Origin of the sequence: Gordonia effusa NBRC 100432, from assembly GCF_000241305.1 — a bacterium.
GTDB classification, from domain to species: domain Bacteria; phylum Actinomycetota; class Actinomycetes; order Mycobacteriales; family Mycobacteriaceae; genus Gordonia; species Gordonia effusa.
Genome location: NZ_BAEH01000059.1, coordinates 1 through 26,809 on the forward strand (window position 1 = coordinate 1; position 26,809 = coordinate 26,809).

Annotated in this window: 27 protein-coding genes, 1 tRNA gene and 1 other RNA gene; 11 read left to right on the plus strand and 18 right to left on the minus strand. The window is 60.7% G+C overall.

The window, feature by feature from the left end; translation table 11 throughout:
• The 3 genes from GOEFS_RS10600 to GOEFS_RS10610 all read left to right on the plus strand — a co-directional run.
• A partial coding sequence (locus GOEFS_RS10600) for an MspA family porin (RefSeq protein ID WP_007316808.1) occupies nt 1–572 on the plus strand: 572 nt, incomplete at its 5' end.
• Between the two features lie 564 nt (nt 573–1,136).
• The gene (locus GOEFS_RS10605; RefSeq protein ID WP_040524928.1) at nt 1,137–1,646 is read left to right on the plus strand and encodes a matrixin family metalloprotease; all 510 of its coding nucleotides are present in this window, start codon (nt 1,137–1,139) and stop codon (nt 1,644–1,646) included.
• Between the two features lie 18 nt (nt 1,647–1,664).
• Nucleotides 1,665–2,207 (plus strand): hypothetical protein, encoded by a 543-nt coding sequence (locus GOEFS_RS10610; protein ID WP_007317905.1) that lies wholly within the window; start codon nt 1,665–1,667, stop codon nt 2,205–2,207.
• Between the two features lie 994 nt (nt 2,208–3,201).
• Here GOEFS_RS10610 and GOEFS_RS10625 read toward each other — a convergent pair.
• The 4 genes from GOEFS_RS10625 to pgm all read right to left on the minus strand — a co-directional run bounded on the left by GOEFS_RS10625 (nt 3,202) and on the right by pgm (nt 6,382).
• A tRNA-Ala gene (locus GOEFS_RS10625) sits at nt 3,202–3,277 on the minus strand.
• 133 nt (nt 3,278–3,410) lie between these two features.
• Nucleotides 3,411–4,151, minus strand: coding sequence for a thioredoxin domain-containing protein (locus tag GOEFS_RS10630; RefSeq protein WP_007317907.1), 741 nt, complete (start codon nt 4,149–4,151; stop codon nt 3,411–3,413).
• Nucleotides 4,148–4,666 carry a MauE/DoxX family redox-associated membrane protein gene (locus GOEFS_RS10635; protein WP_050949868.1) on the minus strand — a complete coding sequence of 173 codons (519 nt, stop codon included), beginning with the start codon at nt 4,664–4,666 and terminating at the stop codon, nt 4,148–4,150. The genes GOEFS_RS10630 and GOEFS_RS10635 overlap by 4 nt, the downstream gene beginning before the upstream one ends.
• A gap of 72 nt (nt 4,667–4,738) precedes the next feature.
• Nucleotides 4,739–6,382 carry a phosphoglucomutase (alpha-D-glucose-1,6-bisphosphate-dependent) gene (gene pgm / locus GOEFS_RS10640; protein ID WP_007317909.1) on the minus strand — a complete coding sequence of 548 codons (1,644 nt, stop codon included), beginning with the start codon at nt 6,380–6,382 and terminating at the stop codon, nt 4,739–4,741.
• Nucleotides 6,383–6,473: 91 nt separating this feature from the next.
• Here pgm and GOEFS_RS10645 point away from each other — a divergent pair, with 91 nt between their 5' ends.
• Nucleotides 6,474–7,109 carry an alpha/beta hydrolase gene (locus GOEFS_RS10645; protein WP_050949874.1) on the plus strand — a complete coding sequence of 212 codons (636 nt, stop codon included), beginning with the start codon at nt 6,474–6,476 and terminating at the stop codon, nt 7,107–7,109.
• Nucleotides 7,110–7,205: 96 nt separating this feature from the next.
• The gene (locus tag GOEFS_RS10650) at nt 7,206–7,874 is read left to right on the plus strand and encodes a hypothetical protein (RefSeq protein WP_007317911.1); all 669 of its coding nucleotides are present in this window, start codon (nt 7,206–7,208) and stop codon (nt 7,872–7,874) included.
• A gap of 22 nt (nt 7,875–7,896) precedes the next feature.
• Here the strand turns inward: GOEFS_RS10650 and GOEFS_RS10655 are convergent, their stop codons facing one another.
• Nucleotides 7,897–8,445, minus strand: a complete 549-nt coding sequence (locus GOEFS_RS10655) for a TetR/AcrR family transcriptional regulator (protein WP_007317912.1) — start codon at nt 8,443–8,445, stop codon at nt 7,897–7,899.
• 101 nt (nt 8,446–8,546) lie between these two features.
• Here GOEFS_RS10655 and GOEFS_RS10660 point away from each other — a divergent pair, with 101 nt between their 5' ends.
• Complete coding sequence (locus tag GOEFS_RS10660) at nt 8,547–10,088, plus strand: MFS transporter (RefSeq protein ID WP_138917973.1); 1,542 nt, start codon at nt 8,547–8,549, stop codon at nt 10,086–10,088.
• Nucleotides 10,089–10,131: 43 nt separating this feature from the next.
• Complete coding sequence (locus GOEFS_RS10665; RefSeq protein WP_040524932.1) at nt 10,132–10,443, plus strand: hypothetical protein; 312 nt, start codon at nt 10,132–10,134, stop codon at nt 10,441–10,443.
• Nucleotides 10,444–10,792: 349 nt separating this feature from the next.
• Here the strand turns inward: GOEFS_RS10665 and GOEFS_RS10670 are convergent, their stop codons facing one another.
• The 3 genes from GOEFS_RS10670 to GOEFS_RS23965 form a co-directional block, all read right to left on the minus strand.
• On the minus strand, nt 10,793–12,442 hold the full coding sequence (locus GOEFS_RS10670) for a flavin-containing monooxygenase (protein WP_007317915.1): 1,650 nt from the start codon (nt 12,440–12,442) through the stop codon (nt 10,793–10,795).
• A gap of 196 nt (nt 12,443–12,638) precedes the next feature.
• Nucleotides 12,639–14,291, minus strand: coding sequence for a flavin-containing monooxygenase (locus tag GOEFS_RS10675; protein ID WP_007317916.1), 1,653 nt, complete (start codon nt 14,289–14,291; stop codon nt 12,639–12,641).
• 479 nt (nt 14,292–14,770) lie between these two features.
• Nucleotides 14,771–15,538 carry a helix-turn-helix domain-containing protein gene (locus tag GOEFS_RS23965; protein ID WP_050949870.1) on the minus strand — a complete coding sequence of 256 codons (768 nt, stop codon included), beginning with the start codon at nt 15,536–15,538 and terminating at the stop codon, nt 14,771–14,773.
• A gap of 175 nt (nt 15,539–15,713) precedes the next feature.
• On the opposite strand from GOEFS_RS23965, the gene GOEFS_RS10685 reads away from it, so the two are divergent.
• A complete protein-coding gene (locus GOEFS_RS10685; protein ID WP_050949871.1) occupies nt 15,714–16,361 on the plus strand; it encodes an MspA family porin in 648 nt (215 codons plus the stop codon).
• A 256-nt stretch (nt 16,362–16,617) separates the two neighbouring features.
• Here the strand turns inward: GOEFS_RS10685 and GOEFS_RS23240 are convergent, their stop codons facing one another.
• Nucleotides 16,618–16,809, minus strand: coding sequence for a hypothetical protein (locus GOEFS_RS23240; RefSeq protein WP_138917974.1), 192 nt, complete (start codon nt 16,807–16,809; stop codon nt 16,618–16,620).
• Nucleotides 16,810–17,275: 466 nt separating this feature from the next.
• On the opposite strand from GOEFS_RS23240, the gene GOEFS_RS10695 reads away from it, so the two are divergent.
• The 3 genes from GOEFS_RS10695 to GOEFS_RS10705 all read left to right on the plus strand — a co-directional run bounded on the left by GOEFS_RS10695 (nt 17,276) and on the right by GOEFS_RS10705 (nt 19,178).
• Entirely contained in the window at nt 17,276–17,620 is a 345-nt protein-coding gene (locus GOEFS_RS10695) for a hypothetical protein (protein ID WP_138917975.1), read from the plus strand.
• 2 nt (nt 17,621–17,622) lie between these two features.
• Complete coding sequence (locus tag GOEFS_RS10700) at nt 17,623–18,180, plus strand: hypothetical protein (RefSeq protein ID WP_007317920.1); 558 nt, start codon at nt 17,623–17,625, stop codon at nt 18,178–18,180.
• Between the two features lie 302 nt (nt 18,181–18,482).
• Nucleotides 18,483–19,178, plus strand: a complete 696-nt coding sequence (locus GOEFS_RS10705) for an ANTAR domain-containing protein (protein ID WP_007317921.1) — start codon at nt 18,483–18,485, stop codon at nt 19,176–19,178.
• 41 nt (nt 19,179–19,219) lie between these two features.
• Here GOEFS_RS10705 and GOEFS_RS23890 read toward each other — a convergent pair whose 3' ends face one another.
• The 9 genes from GOEFS_RS23890 to prfB form a co-directional block, all read right to left on the minus strand.
• Nucleotides 19,220–19,702 carry a hypothetical protein gene (locus GOEFS_RS23890; RefSeq protein WP_007317922.1) on the minus strand — a complete coding sequence of 161 codons (483 nt, stop codon included), beginning with the start codon at nt 19,700–19,702 and terminating at the stop codon, nt 19,220–19,222.
• A 618-nt stretch (nt 19,703–20,320) separates the two neighbouring features.
• Nucleotides 20,321–20,693: a transfer-messenger RNA gene (gene ssrA, locus GOEFS_RS22875) on the minus strand.
• Between the two features lie 136 nt (nt 20,694–20,829).
• Nucleotides 20,830–22,053 (minus strand): glycoside hydrolase family 27 protein, encoded by a 1,224-nt coding sequence (locus GOEFS_RS10715; RefSeq protein ID WP_007317923.1) that lies wholly within the window; start codon nt 22,051–22,053, stop codon nt 20,830–20,832.
• A gap of 15 nt (nt 22,054–22,068) precedes the next feature.
• Nucleotides 22,069–22,542: an SsrA-binding protein SmpB gene (gene smpB, locus GOEFS_RS10720; RefSeq protein WP_007317924.1), complete on the minus strand. Its 474-nt coding sequence runs from the start codon at nt 22,540–22,542 to the stop codon at nt 22,069–22,071.
• A 57-nt stretch (nt 22,543–22,599) separates the two neighbouring features.
• Complete coding sequence (gene ftsX / locus GOEFS_RS10725; protein WP_007317925.1) at nt 22,600–23,493, minus strand: permease-like cell division protein FtsX; 894 nt, start codon at nt 23,491–23,493, stop codon at nt 22,600–22,602.
• A 43-nt stretch (nt 23,494–23,536) separates the two neighbouring features.
• Nucleotides 23,537–24,223: a cell division ATP-binding protein FtsE gene (gene ftsE / locus GOEFS_RS10730; RefSeq protein ID WP_007317926.1), complete on the minus strand. Its 687-nt coding sequence runs from the start codon at nt 24,221–24,223 to the stop codon at nt 23,537–23,539.
• A gap of 61 nt (nt 24,224–24,284) precedes the next feature.
• On the minus strand, nt 24,285–24,734 hold the full coding sequence (locus GOEFS_RS22465; RefSeq protein ID WP_007317927.1) for an Rv3103c transmembrane domain-containing protein: 450 nt from the start codon (nt 24,732–24,734) through the stop codon (nt 24,285–24,287).
• Nucleotides 24,727–25,692, minus strand: a complete 966-nt coding sequence (locus tag GOEFS_RS10740) for a mechanosensitive ion channel family protein (protein WP_007317928.1) — start codon at nt 25,690–25,692, stop codon at nt 24,727–24,729. Before GOEFS_RS10740 ends, GOEFS_RS22465 begins: the two co-directional genes overlap by 8 nt.
• A complete protein-coding gene (gene prfB / locus GOEFS_RS10745) occupies nt 25,679–26,794 on the minus strand; it encodes a peptide chain release factor 2 (RefSeq protein ID WP_007317929.1) in 1,116 nt (371 codons plus the stop codon). Before prfB ends, GOEFS_RS10740 begins: the two co-directional genes overlap by 14 nt.
• Nucleotides 26,795–26,809: the final 15 nt, after the last annotated feature.

Sequence of the window (26,809 nt, forward strand, 5' to 3'; positions counted from 1 at the left end):
CCTCAGCCACTCCCACACCGTTAGCGTCCAAACATGATCATCTGGTCACTGATGACGGCTGGAAAGTTGATCTACGCGCGTCGGAGTTGGTGGTCAACCCGATGTCGAACGTGGCCAACAGTTTCGCCTCCCGCGAAGGATGGGTCTCCTCCCGAGTGAAAGGGACCATCACCGGCGCCGGACACGAAGACGTCCAATCAGCAATCCTCGAACAGGTTCTAGTCATCGGGTGCCAGGTCGACGTATCAGACGGCGCAACCCTAGGTCTCGCCACTTCCATCGGGCCAAATGCCAGCGTCACCATCAGCGGCATGCCCAGCGCACAGATCGGCGGAAGCGCCTCAGTCTCGCCCAGCGTCACCTCCAAACTCGCTCCCGGCAAGATCAGCGAATTCAGCCTCGGCAAAAAGACCCTCCAAACCGACCACGCCTCCATCCGAGCCAAAAGAATCAGAGTCTCTGTTGATGGATGTGTAGGACCGACCACGGTCAGGGTGATTGCTCGATTCTCGGTGTCCACCAAAACCTCTGACGACACCACCACCGTCTACTCAGCCCGCATGTGGCTCTAAACCAAACCAGGGGGACAACAGAAAATGACACACACACCCACCACCAGACGCTTAACGGGCCTCATCGCCCGTGTCGCCGCCGTCCTCACACTCGGCACAGCCCTCATAACTGCCATGGTCGCCACCCCTACCGCATCAGCGGAAACACCCGCCGAACGCTGCGCCCGGGAAACCAACGCCTACAACAGTGCGTGGAAACAATCCTGGGTCGCCGCACACCCCGGCAAAACAATCGGCGATGCACCCGCACCACCAGTGCCCTACACCTGCCACGACCCACAAACCACCACACCCACCACGCCCAGCACCCCGCCACCAGCAACCCTGCCCGGCACCACAACAGCAACCCCCGGCCCCGGACCCAACATGGGAGTCCACGCACCCACAGACATACCCACCTACAACAACACACCCATCGTAAAAGCACCAGCAAATCGGACGCAACCGAATGGTGACCAGAGCAAACGGACCCCGGCTGGGGTTGCACCTAGCCCCGCACGATCAGGCGCTCCGACACCACCCACAAGCAAATCCGCCGAGCGACACTCACCCCGGCCCGAGTTCATGGATGCAGGCAACGGCCAAAACCTCTCGCCCGCAGTCTGTAAAAAGGCACTATCGGATGCCAACGCCGGAAGACCGATAAGCCAGTTCGACGAATTCGTCAACCCGTGGAACTCACTTGATGGCAGCGATATGGATGTCGCAATGCACACCAAGTACACCAGCGAGACTCGCGGAGCGATGGGCACGTGGGATGGTGTCGCCGGCTTAAGCGTAAGAGAAGATGGCGCTTTCTCATCCTCTGACCTAACGATCAAAGATTCGAGTGCCCCCAACGCGGAATGGGACGCTTACTACGATCCGAGAATCGACACCATAGTCCTCAATAGCTACTATTTCGACACGTATGATGAGGCTACGCGGCAAGCGGTGATCACCCACGAACTCGGACACGCCTTCGGGCTGTCACACAGCTGTGAAGGCACCGCGATCATGGATGCAACCACACCTGGTCGCCCGTCAAAACCGACGCCACTCGACCGAGCACTCCTCGAACAATTGAACTACTGATCCCGACAGGACAACATCATGGCGAAACAACCATACATTCGAGCAAGCACGGTACTCGCGATCGCAACGGCCATCGGGATAGCACTTTCGACGTCGGCGTGCAGCAGCAACAGTGACGGTGGAGCACAAGCGAACGCTGAACAATGTGTTCAGGTTCACAATGTTGTCAACATCGCCAATCGCACCGCCGTAGCCAAGGCCGTAGATGTCGTCGCCGTCATTGAACAGGTGAAACTCGGTAGCGCCGGGTCGGATGGCGCCGCTCTTCCGGACAGGACGGCAGCCTTTACCGCCAAGCCGGTAGCGACAATAAAAGGTCGGAAGCCCACCGGCACAACGCGGTTCGTCTACGACGACTTCAAGAAATGCGGCGGGGGCGTCAAAGAACAACTCAAGCCGGACGCGAATTATCTCGTCTACGGAAAAGGGGTCGGTCAAGACCTGCGCGTGTGGAAAGTCGAGGAATTGACCGACGCACAGATTCGAGCAGTCGTGCAGCGTGATGATAGCCAGACTCCAGCAGCAGTCCGCGATGTCCGGAATGCGGTCAACGAAAAATAGACAGATTACACAGAACCGTCCCCGACCATTAGTCGGGGACGGTTTGCTGTCAAGGCGGCGGTAGCCTCAAGCCGCTCCGCATTTAATGGTCCGGCGAATCCGATCGAGCATACCGTGAAGTCGACTGGCTGTGGCTCCGAGCCCTCGTCAATTAGCGGTGGGGTTTCGGTGCGTGCCCCGATGATCGCGATCCAGTTCGCGGGCGTCCCGGCTTCGTCGTTGGACACGGCGGGCGGTGAATCGCACGTTGGGCAGGTCAGGGAAACTGAACGTAACGCTCTCTGGCATCGAGTAGTCCTATCGAGCGGTTCTATGCGCCCATTTAGACGCCGAAGAAGTGGGCAAGTCTCCAAATATCGCCGACGGCGGACATAGGTGACTGTGGTGTCGTCGGCGACTCCGAGATTTGACGGCGTGGAGATACCAGGTTGCGACGACCTCCCCAGCGTTGAGGTAGAACGGCATCGGCCTGCCCGGCGAGATCGGGCCGGTGACGTCAGAGCCATTCACGCGCAGGTGCCACGTCGCGGGTGTTTCGACCCACGTACCTTTGGACGCTCCAATGCCGCCGTCGTACCACTCCGACGTTGCCCATGTGGAAAAGGGCAGCCAGTAGTGGCCGGCTTTGGCGAGGGTGACCTGACCGCGCCCGATGTAATTCACGGTGATACCGGTAGCGAAGTATGTCGATGACGGGGTAGCTCGCGGGCAACGCGAACGGAGTCGGGTTGTGGGCTTGACGCGGTACCCGAGTAGGTGTCGACTTTGGCGGTGCTTGACCGGATGAGTCGCCAGAAACTGGACCCACTCCGCGCGGACGGGCTGTCATGGTCTGCTGATCGGACGATGTCTAAGCCGACGCGAACGTCTGATCGCCGCCGCAGACGCGTTATCTCAGCCCTCGCGATTTCCCGCATTAGCACATTCTCGGCACACTCGGGGGTAGGAAATGAAGAACGGCCCGGCCAGAAAAGTCTCTGACCAGGCCGCTTCTTGGTGGAGCTAAGGGGACTCGAACCCCTGACCCCCACACTGCCAGTGTGGTGCGCTACCAGCTGCGCCATAGCCCCGTGTTCAGTTTTCGCCCCGCAATCTTGCCCGCGGTGCAAGAGGAAAAACTACACCATCTGCGCGAGCGCAGCCAAATCGCCAGGACGCGGCCAGGGCGAGAACACCGGGAAAGCGCTCCCGCCCGACGACGCGTTACTCTGCCTTGGCGGCCAGCAGGTTCTTCAACCAGTTGGCGTCCGAGATATTCAACGGAGCACCGGCACTCAGCACGGTTGGTGTGCCGACCTGTCCACCGGACGCCTTGGCGAGCTGCGTCTGCGATGCATCAGCGGCCGCCTTTGCCTGGTCAATCTTGGCGCCGTCGGAAATGCACTTCTGCGTCGTCGCATTAGCACCTTGCTCGCCAGCGATACGTGCCAGGTCGGCGTTGGAGAAGTCGCTACTTCCCCCCTCCTGTGGCTGCTGATTGAACAGTGCCGAGTGGAATTTCAAGAACACCTCGGGCTTTTCACCGGCAGCGACACACTGCGCCGCTCCCGCCGCCCGGGATGAGTAGTCCCCCGACGCCGACTTGGAATCCAGGAAGTTCAGCATGTGGAAACGCACGCGGAGTTTCCCGTCTTCGACTGCCTTCACAACCTCCTCGCCCGACTGCTTCTCGAAAGCTCCGCACGCCGGGCACAGGAAGTCTTCAAACACGTCGATGGTGTGGCCGGCCTCGGCAGATCCGACGATCAGCGATGCGTTCTCGGCAAGAACCTTGTCATCGACGCCGCCCTTGTTGCGCTGGCTATTCCAGATCACGCCGCCAATCACCAGGCCGGCAATCACGACGACGGCCAGTCCGGCGAGCACATAAGTCATCGTGCTCGACGTCGACGATGGTTGATATCCCTTGGGGACCTTAGGGTTTGATCCAGACTGCCTGCTCACACCAGTTCCTTATTCTCGTCGGTCATTTCGTGGCCATGATCTTGTACGGACACTCGCAGTCGAGATCCGAGACCCAGTGCCCATCGGGTGCGCGGAAAAATACTGAGCCACAGCGCGAGTGCCAGGAAGCCGACGTCGCGCAGAATCTCGGTCAGATAGTGACGCCAAGTGACCGATGCGTCTTCGCCGCCGCCGCCAAAGCACCCGCAGTCGATTTTGTACCCGCGTGCCCATACCGAGGCGATCACGCCGATCAGCACCACGAACAGTATCGCGGACACGATGGCCGTCGGCCGCACGGCCAAGCCGATCAACACCAGCAGGCCGAGCGCGATCTCGAACATCGGCAGCACCAGCGACGTCGGGTAGATCAACGATTCCGGCAGGATGTGGTACGCGCGTACCGCAATCTCTGACTGATCCGGGTCTATCGCCTTGAGCGCACCCGAACTGACGAGGACCGCGGCTAGCCCAACACGCGCGAGCAAACTCAGCCACGGCACCCAACGACTCACCCCAGCAACAATAGTGCTCGACGGCTAAGAAGAGCCTGAGCAGGCGTTATCTGTGCGGCAAAACACCGTCGGCTAACCGAGCACTCCGTCGACCAAATCCTGTGCTTCCTGCTGCACCCGGGCAAGATGATCAGAGCCTTCAAAAGACTCCGCGTAGATCTTGTAGACATCCTCGGTCCCCGACGGCCGCGCCGCGAACCACGCATTCTCGGTGGTGACTTTCAGCCCACCGATTGGCGCGCCATTGCCGGGCGCCTCGGTGAGAATGGCGGTGATGGGCTCGCCGGCCAATGTCGTCGCCGACACCTGGTTTGCCGACAGTTTGGCGAGCACCGCCTTCTGCTCGCGCGACGCCGGCGCATCGATTCGGGCGTACGCCGACTCTCCGTACCGCTCGACCAACGTGGCATACCGCTGACTGGGGCTCTCGCCGGTAACCGCCTGGATCTCCGACGCCAGCAACGCCATGATGATGCCGTCCTTGTCGGTGGACCAGGGCGAACCATCGAAGCTCAGGAACGATGCGCCGGCACTCTCCTCCCCGCCGAAGGCGATGGAACCGTCGAGCAGGCCGTCGACGAACCACTTGAACCCAACAGGCACCTCGAGAAGTTTCTTGCCGATCCCTCCGACAACTCGATCGATCAACGACGAAGACACCAGCGTCTTGCCAACCGCGGCGTCCGCCCCCCACCCGTCGCGGTGCGTAAACAAGTATTCGATCGCGACCGCCAGGTAGTGATTCGGATTCATCAATCCGGCATCGGGAGTGACGATCCCGTGCCGGTCGGAGTCGGCGTCATTTCCGGTAGCGATGTCGTATTGCTCGCGGTTGGCGACGAGTGATGCCATCGCATTGGGCGAAGAGCAGTCCATCCGAATCTTGCCGTCGGTGTCGAGAGTCATGAAGGCGAACCGCGGATCGACCGTCGGGTTAACCACGGTCAGGTTCTCGAGGTTGTACCGGAAGCCGATCTCCGCCCAGTAACCAACCGATGCTCCACCGAGCGGATCGGCACCGATATGAATGGCCGAATCGCGGATGGCGGCCATGTCGACGACGTCACCGAGATGATCGACGTACTCGGTGGAGAAGGAATAGTCGATAACCAGCCGCGAACGTCGAGCCTTCTCGAAGGGAACGCGTTTGACGCCATGGAGACCCTTGACGAGCAATTCGTTGGCGCGGGCGGCGATCGTCGATGTGATCGTGCTGTCGGCCGGCCCACCTGACGGCGGGTTGTATTTGAAGCCGCCGTCGCGCGGCGGATTATGCGACGGCGTCACGACGATGCCGTCGGCAAGCACACCCGGATGCTCCTGATTGAACCGCAGGATGGCGTGACTGACCGCGGGCGTCGGAGTGAATTTGTCCTTATCGGCGGTGAGTACCTCGACGTCGTTGGCGACCAACACTTCGATAGCGCTGCGCCACGCGGGGATCGACAACGCATGCGTATCGAAGCCGATAAATAACGGGCCACTGATCGACGCCGACGCCCGGTACTCGACGATCGCTTGCGTGGTGGCCAGGATATGCGCCTCGTTGAAGGCACCGTCAAGGCTCGAACCACGATGCCCCGAAGTCCCAAACACGACCTGCTGCAACGGATTTGCGGGATCGGGTTCGATCCGATAGTAGGCGCGCTCTACCGCGGCGACATCGATAAGGTCTTCGGGGCGGGCGGGTGTACCTGCTCGAGGGTGCGCAGTCATGGAGGATATTGTGCCAGTACTTTCCGATGACAACCTGCGGCTCAGCCAAACAGTGTTGGAGTGTCGGGCGACCTCACATAAAGTGACGTCGATGCCCAGTCAACCCGCGAATGACCTAATGACACGATTGCTCCCCTCCCGACGACCGGCACTGTCGATCCTCGTCCTGCCCGGCGGCACCGACTTCAGCTATCGGCCGTTCTCGCCCCTGCAGGCGTCCGCCCTGCGGATGTACCCGTTTACCTGGGCGCTACGTGCCCGGTTCGGCTCGCGGGTGCGCGTAGCCCAGGCCCGCTACCGGGTCTACGGCTGGAACGGCCAGCAGGCCAGTCCGATGTGGCACGCACGCGCCGCGCTCGATGCTCTGGCCGCCGACAATCCCGGCGGACCGATCGTCGTCGTCGGCCATTCGATGGGTGGACGGATCGCGGCGCAGCTCGGCAGCGATCGCCGGGTCATCGGCGTGGTGGCGCTCGCGCCATGGTGGCAGTTCGCAGACTGGCGCCAGATCCACGGCGGCGCAAAGGTTTTGGCTCTGCACGGCAGCTCCGACACCACCACCTATGCCCATCGCACGCGCAAGGGCATCGCCGAGCTCGCCGCCCGCGGAGTCGACGCCACGTATGTCGAGGTGGCCGGCGGCGGCCACGCGATGCTCGACCACATCGGCTTATGGCAGTCGGCGCCGATTAGATTCGTCAAAGATCTTCTGCGGCAAGTGCATTGAGAATCGACGCCTCGGTGTCGTCATTACTTGCGACACCGAGCTGTCCGGACTGCCCAATCTGACCACCCTGACCCAGACAGCGTTTAGTATTGCCCGGTGACAATTCGCTTCGCGACCGTAGCCTCGACGCTGGCTATCACACTGCTCGCCGGATGCGCCACCGCCGAGAAAGAGTCGGCGCACGAGCAGCCGAGTTCTCAACCGAGTTCGATGCAGCAGTACCTACTGACGTCCGAAGATTTCCCGGCGGACACTAAATTTCAGCACGTAAACCAGGAAGAGTTGCGCAAAGCCACCACCAGCCGCTCGGCCGCCGACTCGGACGATCCGGAGTGCGCCGCGCGACTGAAGATAGTCAATGTGCCCACCACCGACATCGACGGCGTCAACGCTGTTCCCCGACAAGGAACCCTCTTCACCAATCTCGTTCTCAAACCGCAATACGATCGCGATGCCGTCGCGCGTTCAGTCTCTGACCGATGCTCGAAACAAACCGCGACCACGCAGGGAATCCCGGTGGAGATGACCTTCGAGGAAGTCCGCACGCCTATTCCCAATACCTTCGTCCTACGACAGACGGTGACCAAACAAGCCGATGGCACAACGATTTCCAGCACGCTAGTCGGTTATGCGAATCGCCGCGACGTAACTGCCAGCCTGACCATGATGGTCCTCCCGGAAGCGGCTGCGTCCAGCGCCACCGAAGCCGATCTCGCCGAGTTCGAAAAGTACTTCGCGAAAGCTGTCGCCAAAGTCGAGGGCTGACTCGTCAAGGGCACAACTAACTTCACCGTCTGATTCGATCAATCTCGCGGGCCACCGCGACAATCTCGTCAATCGCCACGCCGCCCAGGCCCGCTGATCCGTCGGGACCAAAAGCGGTGCTGCGCACCGAAAGTCCGTCGGCGATCAGCAATATGGTGGCGGCGACAGCGCGGTCGGCGCCGACATCGACGAGCTCCTGTTGCCAGCGGGCATAGGCCGATTCGATAGCCGCCTTGGCCCGCGTATGCGATCCCATCGCCAGGCGCGTCACAGCCTGGTAGATCAGTTCGAAGCGCTCGTCGAGATGATGCGACGTCCGCAGTAGGTAATCAATAGGCCCGTCCGGGGCGGCACGCATCGCCACGACATCCTCGGCAACCAGCTCGTCTAGTAACTCGGCGAGACCGTCGGCGAGCGCCGACTTCGATGCGAAGTGATACAGCAGCCCACCCTTGGACACCGCCGCTCGGCTGGCCACGGCGTCGAGCGTCGCGGCACGCTCGCCACTCTCGACGAGGATCTCGGCGTAGGCGTAGAGCACCTTCACACGGGCGGCAGGTTGTGGCGGCACGGCGACAACCCTACTTAACGAGAGTCACATTGAAAGAAATACCGTCCAGACGGTACAGTATCGATAGTCAGGAGACTCGCAACGACATCAGGAGAGCGCACATGACTTCCGCGCTGCGGAATACCAGCACAAGCCACTCGAAGGGCGGTGCGCCGGATACATCCACGCAGGATTCAACCTCGCGCCGACGGTGGCTCGCGATGGCGGTTCTGCTGTTACCCGTCCTGCTCGTGTCGATCGACAACACCGTGCTGAGCTTCGCACTTCCGCAGATTTCGACGACTCTGGCACCGTCGAGCACTCAAATGCTGTGGATCATCGACATCTACCCGCTCGTCCTCGCGGCGCTGCTGGTTCCGATGGGGTCATTCGCCGACCGGTTCGGCCGACGTCGAATGTTATTGCTGGGCGGTGCTGGCTTCGCCGTGGTTTCGGTGGTGGCAGCGTTCGCTCCCAGCGCTGGTGCACTGATCGCCACCCGTGCGGCAATGGGCATCTTCGGTGCGATGCTCATGCCGTCGACACTGTCGTTGCTGCGCAACATCTTTACCGATCGCAACGAGCGGCGTTTCGCCATCGCGATCTGGGCGGCGGGCTTTGCCGCGGGTGCCGCGCTAGGCCCGATCGTGGGCGGCTTCCTCTTGGAGCACTTCTGGTGGGGCTCGGTCTTCATCCTCGCCGTGCCGGTGTTGGTGCCGTTGCTGATACTCGGGCCGATCTTCCTGCCCGAATCACGCAACGAAAGTCCGGGGCCGATCGACTTCGCCTCTATCGCAATGGTTTTCGTCGCGATGGCAGCCCTTGTGTTCGGCATCAAGGAATTCGCGACCGATGGGATTACCGCTAGCGCCTTGGCAATCTTCATCCTCGGTCTGGCGATGGGTTTCCTCTTCGTCCGACGCCAGCTACGTTTGCCGACGCCGATGCTGGATATGTCGCTGTTCACACGTGGAGCGTTCAGCGGCGCGGTCCTGGTGAATCTGCTGTCCGTATTCGCACTCGTCGGATTCCTGTACTTCGCCTCGCAGGAGCTGCAGTTGGTCCACGGCCTGAGTCCAATGACCGCCGGACTGGTTCTAGTTCCCGGCCTCATCGGAATGGTCGCGGCGGGCTTGTTGTCCGTTCCCGCGGTGAAACGGTGGCGACCCGTGGTCGTAGTGTGTTTCGGCCTGGGGTTCTCGGCCGTCGGCTACGCGTTAATCGCGGGTGGCACAGGCAGTTTGGTGATGCTGATCGGCGCGTTCGTTGTGTTGGCAATCGGCATCGGCGCAACGGAGACGGTCTCGAACGATCTGATCATCTCGGCTGTCCCCGCGGAGAAATCCGGTGCGGCGTCAGCGATTTCGGAAACGGCATACGAGTTCGGCGCCGTACTCGGCACCGCGGTGCTGGGAAGTATCCTCAATGCGATCTACCGATCGCACCTGAGCGGTCCAAACGCCACTGCCGCCGACACCTTGGGCGGCGCCCATCAAGCCGCGGCGCAACTACCAGCCGAACAGGCGAACTCGTTGGTGCGCAGCGCCAATGACGCGTTCGCCTCGGGCGTCGGGGTGACCGCAGCGATCGGCGCGGTGCTCATGGTGGCGGCGATGGGACTAGCGGCGCGAATGTTGCGCGAGCCGCGTCCGTCGGCCGAATGATTTATCCGGGACCGGCGGTGGAACATCCCTAGACTTCGGGGTTATGCCGGACCAACGCACCCAGCGCGGCGGTCTCATGACATTCGCCCTGGGCCTGTTTGCGGGTCCCACGATCGTCGCCCTCGGCTACCTGGTGCTGCTGATCGTGCAACCATCGAATCTGTCGGAATGGGTCTGGCTCGTCCCACTTCTGATTCCGGTGGCACTGACGGCAGCGTTGTTCGCGACGTCGCGCCGGCGAGAAGCGTTACTGCTTCTCGCCGGCGCAGTCGTGGGGACCAGTATCGGGTTCGGCATCGTCATCGGATTGATAACGCTGGTCGCGTATCAACTGTCTGATCCGATACCCAGTTGACACGAATTGCCTAGCGGGTGAACACCTTTCGCGCCGGGTACGTCTCGACAGCATCGATCGCCTCGCGGGTCTCGATACACCTCGTCCACCCAGTGAAGGTCGCCCCTAACCAATGGTCAACCCCCGACCGAAACCAGCCCTGAAAGCCACCCCATCAATGGTCGAACCCCGCCCAAACCAGCCCTGAAAGCGACCCCCATCGATGGTCGAGTGCCGCCCGACGAGCCCGCGAGTCGAGCGGTGTATCGAGACCACGGGAGTCGAACGACCAAGGTAACCAAGGAATATGACTTACCGGTCTCGATACACCTCGTCGCTAACGCTCCTCGGCACTCGACCACCCAACTGCCTAGCGGGTGAACACCTTTCGCGCCGGGTACGTCTTGACGGCATCGATCGCTTTGCTGAGGCCGCCACGGCGAGAAGGCATCTCGCGTTCTTCCCCGTCCTGCCACGCTGTGTAGTTGTAGTGCTCGTGTGGGAAGTACTTGTTCCGCAGCCAGGCCTCGGCCATCATGCTCGGCCGCAACAAGATGTCACCCTGGTAGTTGATGTAGTAGGTGTTGGTCCCCGCACACAGTTTCTGCGCCCAGTCGGTGTCGTTAAGCCGACTAACGCATTGCTCGAAGTAGTCGTTATGCGGTTCTTGCTTGACTTCGACACAGGTGGCGCCGCGGTCCAAGGCCTCGACGATCGCCCGCCGAGCGTGCGCCGCTGTGCATTCGATCGCGGCGATCTGCGAGTTGGGCGAGTAACCGTAAGGCCCATCGATGAGGAATCCGTTCGGCCAGCCTGGCGCCGAAACACCCTGATAAGCCTGAAAGCGGTTCTGGTCCCAGAAGTCGCCGAGATCGACGCCGCCCCTGCCGAGCGCCGGAAACTCCGGGGTGTACTTATGCTCACCGACGTGAAAACCGGTGGCACACACCAGAACATCGATGTCGTGATGCTTACCGTCGGCGGTAACGATCCCCTTCTCCGTGACCTCGGTCATCGAGTCGGTAACCAGATCCACGTTCTTGCGCTTGAAGGTCGGCAAGTACTTATTCGACAGCGACGGGCGCTTGCAGCCGATCATGTATTGCGGGGACAACTGAGATGCGAGCTTACGATCGCGGACCATCACGGCGTAATAGATCCGTGCGCCGAGCACCACGAGCGGTCGAACCTTGGGTGCCATCCGCTGAAGCGGTTTGGAATAGGCGATTGCTCCACCGAGCGCGACATCGAGCCCCAGAGACACCACAACGCGAATTGCCTTGCGGATGAACGGCACACTCATGATTTGGTCGCCGCCCCAGCGAATCGGAAAGTCCGGTTTGGGGCCGACCCAAATCGGCGTTCGCTGGAAAACTGTCAGGTGAGAGGCAATCTTCGCCATCTCTGGAATGAGTTGCAGCGCAGAGGCTCCGGTACCGATGACGGCGATCTTCTTGCCGTCGTAGTTATAGTCGTGATCCCACCGTGCCGAGTGCACGACCTTGCCCTTGAACTTGTCGAGCCCCGGGATATCGGGCATCTTCGGAACTTCGAGGAAACCGAGTGCGGGGACGATAAACCGAGCGGTAATCGTGCGCTCGCCGTGATTCAGCTCGACCCGCCAGACGTGGTTTTCCGGGTCCCACTCGCCGCGCGTCGCGGTGTTCGATAACTGGAGATGCCGGCGCAGGTCGTATTTGTCGACGACGTGATTGGCGTATCCCATTACCTCGGCACCAGGCGGGAAGACGCGGGTGGACTTGGGGTACGGCTCGAACGAGAAACTATAGTAGACGGCTGGAACATCAACTGCGACACCGGGATAGGTGTTCGCCTTCCATGTTCCGCCAACTCCGTCGTGGCGGTCGATGATGATGAAGTCATCTATCCCCGCCCGCTTAAGCTCAACGCCGGTGCAAATTCCGCCGAATCCGGCGCCGATTATCAGAACGGTCGTGTCTAGCTTTACGGGCTCGGCGGCTGACCTGCCGCGCTTGGAACGAGTGGCCGTGGCTGTCATTGTCAACTCCTAGGCATTCGCGAATTCGAGGAGCACCCCTCGTGGCCCTCGCCTGTCTGGGACAGACTAGCTCATAGTTACTGGTTAGTACACGACTTTTCGGCGTTCGCAGATCTCGGAGAATGGCATCGCGCCGATGAGAAGTAGGACTTCTCATCGGCGCGAAGTATGGGCGTAGACCGACGCTATGGCCGGACTACTTCAGATCGCTGCGAAAGACCTTCCGCGCCGGGTACGTCTTGATCGCGTCGATGGCGCGACTGATCATCCCGCGACGCGACGGCAACTCGGCACCTCCGGTTGCTGGCGCTGTGTAACTGTAGTGCTCATGCGGGAAGTACTTGTTCCGCAACCACGCTTCGGCCATCATGCTCGGCCGCAGCAAGATGTCACCCTGGTAGTTGATGTAGTAGGTGTTGGTCCCCGAGCACAACTTCTGCGCCCAGTCGGTGTCATTGAGCCGGCTGAAGCACTGCTGGAAATACTCGTCGTGCGGCTCTTGTTTGACTTCGACTCTGGTCGCACCGCGATGGACGGCTTCCTCGATCGCCCGACGGGCGTGCCCGGCCGTGCATTCGATCGCGGCGATCTGCGAGTTCGGCGAGTAGCCGTACGGCCCGTCGATGAGGAAGACATTTGGCCACCCCGGCACCGAAACACCTTGGTACGCCTGGAATCGCTTCTCATTCCAGAAGTCGCCCAGGTGCTCGCCACCTTCGCCGAGAACCGGGAATTCGGGAGTGAACTTGTGGTCGCCAACGTGAAAGCCGGTGGCGCACACCAGGACATCGATCTCATGGTGCTTACCGTCGGCGGTAACGATAGCCTTCTCGGTGACCTCGGTAACCGAATCAGTAACCAGCGCAACATCATCGCGCTTGAACGTCGGTAAGTACTTATTCGACAGCGAGGGACGCTTACATCCGATCATGTAGTCCGGCGACAACTGCGACACCAACTTCTTGTCTCGAACCATCGCACCGTAGTACAGCCGAGCGCCGAACACCGCGAGCGGCCGAACCTTGGGCGCAATACGTTGCAGCGGCTTGAGGTAGGCAATAGCGCCGCCGAGGGCGATGTCGAGAACGATAGAGACGATCACGCGAACAGTCTTGCGGACAAACGGAATTCGCAGGAGATAATCGGCGCCCCAGTCGATCGGGAAGTCGGGCTTGGGACCAACCCAAATCGGCGTGCGCTGGAAAACGGTGAGATGGGAGGCCATGTGCGCGACCTCGGGAACCAACTGCAGAGCCGATGCGCCCGTGCCAACCACTGCGATCTTCTTACCGTTGTAGTCGTAGTCGTGATCCCAGCGGGCCGAGTGGACTACCTTGCCCTTGAACTTGTCGAGCCCGGGGAAATCGGGCATCTTCGGAACTTCCAAGAAGCCGAGCGCGGCAACGACGAATCGAGCGGTAATAGTGCGCTCACCGTTGTTGAGTTCCACGCGCCAAAGGTTGTTGGCCTCATCCCATTCGGTGCGCGTCGCGGTATTGGACAGCTGGAGGTGCCGACGCAGGTCGTATTTGTCGACGACGTGATCGGCGTACTCCATCACCTCTTGTCCTGGTGGGAAGACCCGAGTGGACTTGGGGTACGGCTCGAACGAGAAGCTGTAGTACACGGCCGGAACATCAACTGCGACACCAGGATAGGTGTTCGCCTTCCACGTGCCACCAACTCCATCGTGGCGGTCGATGATGATGAAATCGTCAATCCCCACCCGCTTGAGTTCAACGCCGGTGCAGATTCCGCCGAAGCCAGCACCGATAATCAGAACGGTCGTGTCCGGCGTTACCGGACCCGCCGCGCGGTCATGATCAGCGCGAGTTGCCGTGGCTGTCATCGTCGACTCCTAGTCGTATGCAGTTTTCGAGGAACACCCCTCACGGCTCCTCGACTGTCCCAGACAGATTACCTCATTATGGGGATTAGGCACAGATCTGGATTTGGTCCGTGGTCACCGGGGCTGGAAGACCGCGGCCCGCAGGAGTCAGATTTGGGTTAAGTGGCGACAAGCTGAAAATTTTGTCCCCCTTAGGGCTATCAAAGGGCATATTGCCCTCGGCACCTGCTCACGGGGATGAAAATCTCAGAAAGATCTGCCGAAAGACGAAACCTCCCGCTTGCTGAGACAAACGGGAGGTTCGGTGGAGCTGCCGGGAATCGAATCTGGCAATATAGCTAAGCATAATCGCAGCTCATTTGTCAAATATCGACTTTGATCTGCTATTTCTTTCCGGACCACTGCGAATGATTCCGCTTCTTTACGTGAGGTTTGTGTCCAAAATGTGTCCAAACTTGGTCCGCGACCTACTGCGCTGACTAGGCAGGTGCTCCGCCAGTAAGGGTGTCGATTTGTTGGGCGGCTGCGGTGGCCGCTTTGAGTTCGGCCCGCGCGCGTTTGAGGGCGGCCTGTGCGTCGACAGGGGTTGTCTTGCCGGTGAGGTAGTGCAGTGTTGCAGTCAGTGCCGCGTCGCGCTCGGTGTGTGTGGTGTAGCGAGTGGTGACCTCGTGCCAGGCGTGGTCGAACTGGTCGCGTTGAGCATCGGGGAGATCGGCGTTGTGAGCGTGCAACCACATGTCGATCTCGGGGTTGCTCGCTCGCTGCTGTGGTTGCGGGGGTGGGGCGGATGGTTCGGGCAGAGCAGGAGGGAGCACGGTGTGTTGTTGTTGATGCAGGAGGTCGATCAGTGTGGTGATGTCGTCTTGTTGTTGCTGGGGTAGATCGGTCATCGCCTGGGCGAGCAGGTAGTGGTGGTTGGTGCGGTCGGCGCGGGCACGCCATACGCGTTCAGCCACGGTGGCGTGTGCGTACCTGTGGTGAAACTCGGCGGTGAAGTAGGCGATGTCGACATCGAACGCCGCCGCCAAAGCCTCCACGGTCCAAAAAGATGGCATAAGCGCGACACCGCTACGGAGCTGACTTAGATACGACTCACCCACAGCCACCGGCCCCGCACGCACGGTGCGGGCACTAATCCACTTTGCGGCCACTGGCCGTCCTGTCCCGGTGGTCGTCGCCGCAAACAACCCTTCCAACAACACACCGAACGGCACCTGCGATGCGAGGTCATCGCTTCGTCTCGCCACGTTGTGGCCTCACTTTCCCACACTATTTTCCGGTCCGGAAACGAACTTTTGACCCCTGACCTGCACTTTAGTGTATTAAATTGAAACATGACTTGCGCGGATCGGGTGGCTATGCTCATATTGAGCAGAGTTCATTAACTGCATCACTATGCAGTGTCGGAAAAGGGAGAACCGAATGTTACGTCGGGTCGGGGGGATCGCTGCCCTCGTCATAGCTGGTGGTCTTACAGCATCAGGGTTAGCGGGACCGGCGTCAGCCACGCCCACACCGTTAGCGTCCAAACATGATCATCTGGTCACTGATGACGGCTGGAAAGTTGATCTACGCGCGTCGGAGTTGGTGGTCAACCCGATGTCGAACGTGGCCAACAGTTTCGCCTCCCGCGAAGGATGGGTCTCCTCCCGAGTGAAAGGCACCATCTCCGGCGCCGGTCGCGAAGACGTCCAATCAGCAATCCTCGAACAAGTCTTAGTGATCGGCTGCCAGGTCGACGTGTCCGATGGTGCGACCTTGGGGTTGGCTACCTCGATTGGGCCGAATGCCAGCGTCACCATCAGCGGCATGCCGAGCGCACAGATCGGCGGAAGCGCCTCAGTCTCGCCGAGCGTCACCTCCAAACTCGCTCCCGGCAAGATCAGCGAATTCAGCCTCGGCAAGAAGACCCTCCAAACCGATCACGCCTCCATCCGAGCCAAAAGAATCAGAGTCTCTGTTGATGGATGTGTAGGACCGACCACGGTCAGGGTGATTGCTCGATTCTCGGTGTCTACCAAAACCTCTGACGACACCACCACCGTCTACTCAGCCCGCATGTGGCTCTAACCCAAAGGGGGACAACAGAAATGTCACACTCACCAAACACTAGACGGTTAACGGGCCTCATTGCCCGTGTCGTCGCTGTCCTCGCACTCGGGGCAGCACTCGTCGCTGCCGTGGTCGCCATCCCTACCGCGTCGGCGGAAACGCCCGCTGAACGCTGCGCGCGCGAAACCAACGCCTACAACAGTGCGTGGAAACAATCCTGGGTCGCTGCGCACCCGGGTAAGACCATCTCCGATGCGCCAGCGCCACCGGTGCCTTACACCTGCCACGACCCACAAACCACTACGCCCACAACACCCAGCACCGCACCACCGGCAACCCTGCCCGGCACTACATCGGCAACACCAGGCCCCGGCCCCAACATGGGCGTCCACGCACCCACCGACATACCCGGCCCCGGCAAAACACCCATCGTCAAAGCACCAGGCGGAACTTCGGTGAAAACCACGCCGCCGCCTTCTGACGCTTCGACTACAGCTGCACCCCCCGCACCAAAGACCCCTGCGGCAGGAAACACTACGTCCCCGCGGCCCACCGTCCAGAGCCCGACCTCCCTACGGGATATCACCAAACTGCCCATCATTGATAGCGGTTACCACTACACATCTGCATTCGACACGCCTCCCCCCAGCGATCCCATTAACGACGGGTGTAAGTACTGCAAACGCGATAGCATCAATCGCATCTTGGAGGGAGACGCCAACTCCCCAGACGGCTGGCTCGATACCTGGGGATGTGCCGACGGTACTCACAAGGCTAGGCCCGGCCTTTGGCAACGGTGCTATACAGACTATGACTATCGCATTGAGAACCGTCGGTTGGTGTCGATCGCACCGAAGCCGGGCGAAGCTCCTGTCGGGATGTGTCAACGTCCGGACCGCAAGGCGGTCGGCGAGTGCAAACAGACTGTGCAATTGAGTAACGAAACTTCTCAGACGGCGTCGACTGAGTCGTCAGCAGAAGGCAGTCTAGGCGGCGGGGCTGGCGGTATTGACATCGGCGGGTCGATGGGCACCACCAAGACAACCGAAACTGGGAGCACAAATGGGACTACGCGCGGCGGGGAGTTCACAGCCCCTGGTGATCTCAAACCCGGCGAGGAAGTGGCCTACTACCAACTATGGGAATTGTGGAGCTACGACATCGTCTCCGAAAAAGACGGAGTCATTACCCGATACCATGCCTACCAATGGGTCCCCACAGGTGGTTCTCGTCCGGTTCGCGGTCCGATGGGGTCGCACCTTCAGTGGAAGGGCTGAACATGACTGTCATCAAATTGACGAAATGGCGTACAGCAGGCCTCGTCGTAGTGGCCTTAGCTATAATCTATTTAGTGCTCGTGCTTGGTTTCGGTCGCCCTTTAGGACTCATCACACTTAACTCCGAGAAGTCGGCGTCTACGGGAGCAACTGTCACCAGCCGCTACGACGACTGGGAGAATTATCGGCTCACGAAACTAGTCGGACAGACGGTTTCTCAGGCAAAGGCCGACCTGGGGTCACCTGAAGTCGACAACACCCTCGCGAAGGCCGGCGGGTTGACCGTGGTGTCGGCGACCAATAAACCGGAAGCCCTTAAGGGGAAAAGCGATTCCGAATTGACCATCACCGGCTATTGCATTCGAATGGAACTCGCAGACCGTCACAGGCTCACCCTAGCGGCCGTACCGACAAGTTCCGTGAGTTCAGACTTGAGAGCACGCCTCAAAGAGGATCCTGAAAAAGCAGTCTATGAATACCAAAAAGAGGCGCGCTGCGACCCAGAGACAATCGGACAAGCAATATCTGACATACTCGTTCGTCCACGCAACTCAGGCTAGTTTCCACGAAGAACTGTAGTCACAACACGACAATCACTCCGACAGTTAGCGCACCACCCCGTACCGACACGGCAACAACGGTACGAGGTGGTGCGCTTTTTGTAACGAGTAGTAGACCTGCACTCAATCGACAGCGATATTGTCTAGATTCCGCGAACGGCTACCTAGTAGTTAGCCGTTAGCATAGTTGCCGCCGTTCTTGATCGCCCCAGTTCCCCGCAACCGGGAATGCAGCGTGGTTCCGGTTGCGGTTGGGTTCCAATTGGCTTCGTCCTCATCTCGGTGGGCTAAGTGTCTGAACGGTGACCGACAGTGCGGGGCCGCCCGAAACTTCCTCTGCCGCAGCATCTTCGCCTGAGGCAGGACAGTTCTGGTACTACTTCGATGATGATCGTTGGGTGTGGTCGGACGAGGTTGCCCGCATCCACGGATACTGCTCTGCCGATGCGGTCACGCCGACGACAGAACTTCTCCTTGAACACAAACACCCAGACCACAAGTGGCGGATGGGTGAACTCATAGATTCGGTTCGACGGGACCGAGCCGCATTCAGCAGTCACCACCGCATCATTGACACACGCGGCAACGATATCCCCGTTCACGTCATCGCAGACACCATCCTCAACGACGCTAGAGAGTGCATCGGCACCTCCGGGTATTACATCGTTTTGTCGAGTGAGGGGCGAGCGCTCAGGCCCTTACCTATCAATGACGAGCGCCTTGAAGTTCTTCTTACCCACCGTAGGCACATCGAGCAGGCTAAGGGCGCACTCCAAGTGGTCTATCACCTTGACGAGGACCAGGCGTTCGACTTGTTAACCTGGCGATCCCAAGAGACCAACACAAAAGTCCGTGACCTCGCTGCGGTGATCTGCGAACGCATGGCGTCGCTAACTGTGTCGTCAGATATGCGGGTCGAGTTCGACCATCTCCTTCTCACCGCCCACGAAGACACTGATTTCGCGACACGCGCAGAAACGAGAAGCGAAGAGCAATAGTCTAGTTCGCGACCCGGACCGCCGCGACGAAACAAGTGTCCTTACTCGTCGTAGATGGTGATCAGTAAGGTGCCGTTAGCGCCGGGACCACCGTTTTTGATGGCTCCGGCGCCCCCGCCGCCACCGGGAAAGCCGCCTGGTCCGCCGACTCCGCCGGAGGCGAACCAACCGGTGGCGTACTGTCCTCCCCCGCCTCCGCCACCACCAGACGGTGACCCGGCGGGTGCGTTATCTCCGGCTAGGCCATCTCCGTTGGAGGCGCCCCGCCGTCCTCCTGCGGCGAACGCCGAGGGTGCCCCGTCTTCGGCCGACAGCGCGTAGGAGGTTGTGTCTCCGGTGATGACGAATCCGGATGCGCCACCGTTGCCGGGTGTGGCCGCTGACGGCTCAATGAACCCATCGTCACGCTCGTAACCGCCCGCACCACGTACCGAACGCAAATACTCAGTACCACTCGATCCGAAGATGGTGAGTGTTCCGTTGGCGCCGTGCGAGTTTCCTGACGTTGCCCCGGCCCCGCCCACACCGATCGTGAACGGTACCGAGGTGGGTAGTTCGTCGGTCCAGAAGTCCTTTTTCCATCAGCCACCGTTTTGCCCGCCGGGAAATTGGCGGGCAGGTTGCCCACCGATGCCGGTGGTTCCACCTTTTGCCGCCGTCTCCGCCGCCGATGCAAATCACTGTCATCCGCCGCCGGATCGTCGGGGGCGGGTTGGCCCATGTACCTGACGTGTTGTGTTGTGTCCGCATCCCTCGCCCTTCCACAACGGTGATCCGTGAATCGAGGAAGACGACGCCAGCTGATGCCGTTGACAGAGCCCCCGATGTTGTTGTCTGCCAACCGGTCAGCGTCGAGAACCAGTCTTTGACCTTCTGCACCGCACTATTGATTGGCGTGACTGCATACCCGTTGACGATGTCTCCGAGTGTGGGTGAGCATCGTGTTCAAAGCGCCAAGGTCGCCCAGTCAAGCCGGTGATTTTTGATTGCGCCAGATTGCCCAGCAGCGCACCGGGATTCCGCCAAAAATCCGGACAGAAGGTTATCGAGGTCGGCAACCGCCACCTATTACAAGCCAACGTTGCCGCAGCCCCAACGAGGCCCAAAAAAGCGCCCTACCCGTGTAAACAGGTAGGACGCTTCGGTGGAGCTGCCGGGAATCGAACCCGGGTCCTTCGTCGTGTTGATGGGGCTTCTCCGTGTGCAGTTCGCTGCGCCTCTACTCGGATCTCTCAGTCACGCGAACAAGCCGAGATGACGATCCCAGTCGCTGTTGATTGTCCCGTCCTCCCCCGCGACCGGCGAGGACGGTGAGCTCTCGAAGATGATGCCGGGGACCGGACTGAGAGCACGTCCGGGCCGACAGACTAGCCTGGCTGCTTAGGCAGCGAGGGCGTAGTCGCGCTGATTCTTATCGGCGCTTAATTGGTTGCTGCGACGCTCATACGGTGGTCTCCAGCCTGCACCGACACGCTTCCCCCATCTCGACGCACGCAGTCGAAACCGTTCAGCCCCGAGAGGGATCCACCACTGGTGTGGCGGACTATTAATTCTAACAACACTCGCCGGCAACTTCATCCCATTAATCCGCGCGGCGATTCCACAGGTTCTACCAGCGAAAACTAGCCACCGCCGATAGGCAGCGGCACCGTCAGACGATCTCCAGTAACGCGGTATCTCCGGGGGCAACCCGCACCGACAACGCACCATCGCGCGCTTGATACCGCTTTGACGTCCACACATCGACGCCGGCCACCGTATCTCCGGTCAATCCCAGCGACGCCAGCGAAACGGTGATGGTCGTCGCCTTCGACGTCCGGTTGGTCATCGACACGGCCAGGCCCTTGTGCCCAATCGCCCTCGACCACACCTGCGCATCCCCGGCGACCGGCGCTCCGGACACCACCCGCGCGTCCTGATCGAGGGCCACCATCGCCTTGTTCGCGACGAGCGACAGGTCGCTCGTCGACAACCGCGTGAGATCGGTACCGAGCATCAGGGGCGCGGCCATCATGGCCCATAACGACATATGCGTGCGGGCATGCGGAGTACTCAACCCCTGGCCGACGACCAACATGTCCGGATCATTGAAGGCATCGATGCGGGTGCGCGGCGCGACCAACCCGACGGCGTCGGCGATACCCAGCACGCTGTCGAAGGTGGGCGCGATGTCGTTGGTCACGCGGGTCATCGTCGCGACACCGCCCCAGTCGTAAGTCTGTCCGGGCGGTGTGCCCGACACTCCGCTATTCGGGTTGATACTCAACACCATCGGCCGCCCGACCGCGCGCAACGCGTTTCGCCACGCGGTAAACGCCTGGACCTGATCGTCATGCCGACCATTACTCGAACACCAATCGGCCTTGACGAAGTCGGCGCCCCACGACGCCAACGTCGCGGCATCACGTGTTTCAACGCCACGGCTGCCCGTCGCACCGGGATAGTGCCCCTGATACTGCGTGCAGGTCTTATCACTGGCGCCGACATACACCCCGAATTTCAAACCGCGTTCGTGCAGATACTCCCCGAGTGCGGCCATCCCACTCGGGAAACGCGTCGAATCTGCTTGCAGCGCACCATCATTGGCTCGTGCTGACGCATTCCAGCAATCATCGACGACGACGTAGCGATACCCCGCATCGCGCAGCCCGGAAGAGACCAACGCGTCGGCCTGCGCCCGGATCTGAGCTTCGGTTACCGCGCACCCGAAGGGTTGCCAACTGTTCCAGCCCATCGGTGGAGTCGGCGCGACGCCCGGCACTGCGACGCCGTCTCCGCCGACTCGGGTTGGCGGGTCGGCTACACAAGCGGTGACGATGACCACCGACAGCAGAGCTGTCAGCGCCAGGCTCAGGCGGATTAACCGTCGTCGCACTTGAAAAGGGTTCTCCTACATACCTTTTACGCGGCGTCCCACTTCGCGCTCGACCTCGCGTCGGGCCGTGCGCTGGGCGATGTCATGTCGTTTGTCGTGCGCCTGCTTGCCTCGGGCAAGGGCCAATTCTACTTTGACCTTACCGTCACTGAAGTACATCGACAGCGGCACCAGGGTGAGGTTGCCGTCGCGGATCTTGCCGATCAAATTGTCGATCTCCCGGCGATGCATCAGCAACTTGCGATTACGTCGCGGCGCGTGATTGGTCCACGATCCGTTCCCATATTCGGCGATATGCAAAGCGCGCAACCAGATTTCGCCGTCGTCGACGGTGGCGAAGGCGTCGACCAACGACGCCTTGCCTTCGCGCAGGCTCTTCACTTCGGTACCGAGCAACGCGATACCCGCTTCATAGGTATCGATGATCGCGTAGTTATGCCGCGCCTTGCGGTTGGTCGCGATTACCGTGCGACCCTTTTCCTTCACCACTGTCCTAGCCGTTCCTTGTCCGGGTGTGCCCGCACGCTGCGGGCGCCCACCGCTAGATCACTCGCGAACGTACCAGCGCAACGTGACATACGAGGTGACGCCGGCCAGCAAGATGCCGCCGAGAACCAGCCATGGGGACACGAACAATACGTCTGAATTGGTAATGCGCGCAAGGATATTTACGCCGTATAGATCGTGGAGCGCGTTTTCGAAGAACAGCACCTTCGCGGCGAAGAGCCCACCGATGGCGAGCAGCGATCCGATCAGCGCGGCGAATACCGCTTCCAGCAGGAACGGCAGTTGGGTGTACCAGCGCGTCGCGCCGACCAATCGCATAATCGAGACCTCGGTGCGTCTGGTGTACGCGGCGATCTGAACCATGTTGATAATCAACATGATTGCCGAGATGGCCAGCACCATCGCGATAACGAACGCCGCGTTGCGCACGCCGTCGAGCACGCTGAATATTCGCTTCACCAGGTCGCGCTGATCCAGCACGCCGTCGACGCCGGGGGCCTTCTGATACTTGTCGAGCACCTCACCGAAGCGACCCGGATCGCTCATCCGGACTTTCAGGGATGCGGGCAGAGTCGTCTCGTCGACGATGTCGGGGGTGTCTTTGAACGTATTTTTGGCGATCTTGAATGCCTCGGCACGATCGATGAAGGTCACCTTCGCTACCCCGGGCTCGTTCTGGAGCTGTGTGCGCAGGGCCGCACAGGGATCTTGCGTGCAATTGGGATCTCGATCGGCGACATCGTCGTTGATCCAGAACTGCATTTCAACGCGGTCGAGGAAGATCTTCTGACTCTTATCGGCCATCTGGATGACCAGCAGCCCCGCGCCGAACATCCCCAGTGTGATCGCGGTCGTCAGGATCATCGCGATCGTCATGGTGACGTTGCGACGCAGTCCGTTCAGGACCTCACTGATGATGAAATTCGCTCGCATGCTCTCCTCAAATTCCCGTGGTTGGGCTCAATATCGGCGGGCGTCAGCCGATGCCGTAGATGCCCTGAACGTCGTTGCGGACCAGTTGCCCGGCGTCGAATTCGATGACCCGACGTCGCATCGCATCGACGATCTGCCGGTCGTGAGTAGCCATGACGACGGTGGTCCCGCGGCGGTTGACGCGGTCGAGCACATCGACGATCTCTTGGCTGGTATCTGGGTCGAGGTTGCCGGTCGGCTCATCGGCGAGTAGCAGCAAGGGCCGGTTCACAATGGCCCGCGCGATGGCGACGCGCTGCATCTCACCACCGGACAGCTCGTAGGGCATCCGGTTGAGTTTGCCTTCCAGGCCGACATATTCCAGCACCTCGGGAACTGCCTTGGCGATCGTGGCGGGTGATTTGCCGATCACCTCGAGTGCGAACGCCACGTTCTCGGCGACAGATTTCTGCTGCAGCAGGCGGAAGTCCTGAAACACGCAGCCAATCGACTGCCGCAACTTGGGCACCATCCGGGCCTTGAGCGCGTTGACATGGAAATCCCCGACGTAAACCTCGCCCGACGACGGCTTATCCTCCTTGAGCAGCACTCGAAAGAAGGTCGACTTACCCGAACCGGAGGGACCGATCAGAAACGCGAATTCACCCTTGCCTAGTTCGAGGGTCATATTCGACAACGCAGGGCGGGCCGAGGCTTTGTACTTCATCGTGACGTCCGACAGCTTGATCACGAGATGCCAGTGTAGCGATGACGACTGAGAACTCTCCTCAGGCTTCCACTCCCCCGGCGTGTTACCGGGTGGGCACCTGCGACTGGGGCGTTTGGGGCTGGGTTTGCGTCTGTGGGACCAGTTCAGTGGGAATCTGAAGACCGGGGACACCCGGCACTGTCGGCGTTGTCGATGTCGCCGTACTACCCTCCGGTGAGCGCTGACCCGTCGAATGGGTCGACGATGTACTCGGCCGTTCCGATGATCTCGTCGTCGATGTGGTCGGCGTCGGCGTTTGGGTGTCCTCGGGCGTCACACTCGTCGCCGCGGGGCGACGCACCTGATTGGTGGCGTTCTCCGCGTCCTGTGTCTCGTAGTAAGAAAGCGCCGAGCCATACAGCACGAGTAGCCCCACGAACGCTAAAACCATCGCGGCCGTCGTGGTCCGGATACGCGTGCCATAGATATGGCGGTAGTCGCGACGACGGGGCGTGGTGGCGTCACTCTGCGGGGTATCGGATTCGTCAGTCATCGCCGTGTCCTTGTTCCACATCCAGTCCGGTCGGCGGCGTCGATGCCGACACCACATCTCGGCCCGGCGCGATAGTGATGCCCGCGCGCGCGAGCGCCCGGATGATCCGTGCGCGCAAGGCGCGGCTGATCTCGAACTGCTTACCCGGTAGCGTCCGCGCGACCATTCGCACCGTCATCGAATCGAGTTCGAGGTTGGTGACACCGAGAGGTGCGGGTGCGTCGAGCAAGAGTTTGTGCATGTGCCGATCGTTGAAGAAGTCTGTCCCGACGCGGGCGAGGATCTCGTTGACCTCACCAATATCGGCTTCGGCGGGAATGGGAATGTCGACGACGGCGCGAGCCCAATCCTTCGACAGATTCGTCGATTTCACGATTTGCCCGTTGGGCACCGTAACTACTTCGCCGTCGCTCGTGCGTAGCTTGGTCACTCGCAAGTTGACATCCTCGACGGTCCCCTCGGCCACGCTGCCACCGGTCAAGGCGAGTTCCACCACGTCGCCGTAGCCGTACTGCCTCTCGGTGACGATGAAAAAGCCCGCGAGCAGATCTTGCACCACCCGCTGGGCACCGAAGCCGAGTGCCGCACCGACGACGGCGCCCGGACCGACGAGGCTGGTGACGGGCAGCCCGAAACACATCAGAATCTGAAGCCCGGCCACTAAGACGACGATGCCGATCGTTGTCCAGGCCAGCACCTGCAGTAACGCACGACGGTGTTTGGTCGACTCGGTACGAACGATCAGGTCGCTGCCGTCGAACTCGCGGTCAATCTTCTTCTCATAGCGGGCCAGCGCCCAATTAACGAAGCGAATGATGATGGCAGCAGCCAACACCCACAACGCGATCTCGACGCCATTGGTCGCGAACCAGCGAATCAACCTGCTGGTGCCGGCCGGTGCGGAAAGGTTCGCCAGCACATCCTGCGTGGCAATCACTGAGCCGCTACCCATCGGCATTGGCCATCCGCCAGCGGATGCCGGCCTCGATGAATTTGTCCAACGCGCCGTCGAGCACGTTCGTCGGATTATTGTCCTCGACGTTGGTCCGCAGGTCTTTCACCATCTGATACGGGTGCAGCACATAGGAACGCATCTGGTTACCCCAGCTCGATCCGCCATCTCCCTTGAGCGCGTCCATCTCAGCCCGCTCCTCCTGACGCTTGCGCTCGAGAAGTTTGGCCTGCAACACCCGCATCGCGGCTGCCTTGTTCTGCAACTGACTCTTCTCGTTCTGACAGGTCACCACGATGCCGGTCGGAATATGGGTGAGCCGCACTGCCGAGTCGGTCGTGTTGACCGACTGCCCGCCCGGGCCCGACGACCGGTACACATCGACGCGCAGGTCGTTCTCGTTGATGTCGATATGGTCGGTGGTGTCGACGACGGGCAGCACCTCGACTTCGGCGAACGAGGTCTGCCGGCGCCCCTGATTGTCGAACGGACTGATCCTGACCAGGCGATGAGTGCCCTGCTCCACCGATAGCGTGCCGTACATATACGGAGCCTTCACGGTGAACGTCGCACTCTTGATGCCAGCCTCTTCGGCGTAGGAGGTGTCGTAGACCTCGACGCCGTACCCGTGTTGTTCGGCCCAGCGGATGTACATCCGCATCAACATCTGCGCCCAGTCCGCGGCGTCGATGCCGCCCGCGCCGGACCGGATATTGACCAGGGCGTCGCGTGGGTCGTATTCGCCGGCGAGCATCGTCTTAACTTCCATCGCCTCGATGTCGGCGCGCAGTGACGCGCGTTCGGCATCTGCGTCGGCGATGGCGGCGGTGCGGTCGTCGCCTTCCTCGGCGTCGGCGAGTTCGTAATGAACCGGCAGGTCATCGAGGCGCTGACGTAATTCGCTGACTTTGCGCAGTTCGCTCTGCGCATGCGACAACTCGCTCGTCACCTTCTGCGCGTGGTCCTGGTCATTCCACAGATCGGGATCGGATGCCTGCATCTCTAACTCGTCGATCCGACGACCCAGCTCGTCCAGATCGAGCACCTTCTCCACAGTGGTCAAGGTGGTGTCCAGGGACTCGAGATCTGAGATTACGTCGGGATGCACGGTTAACCAGGGTAC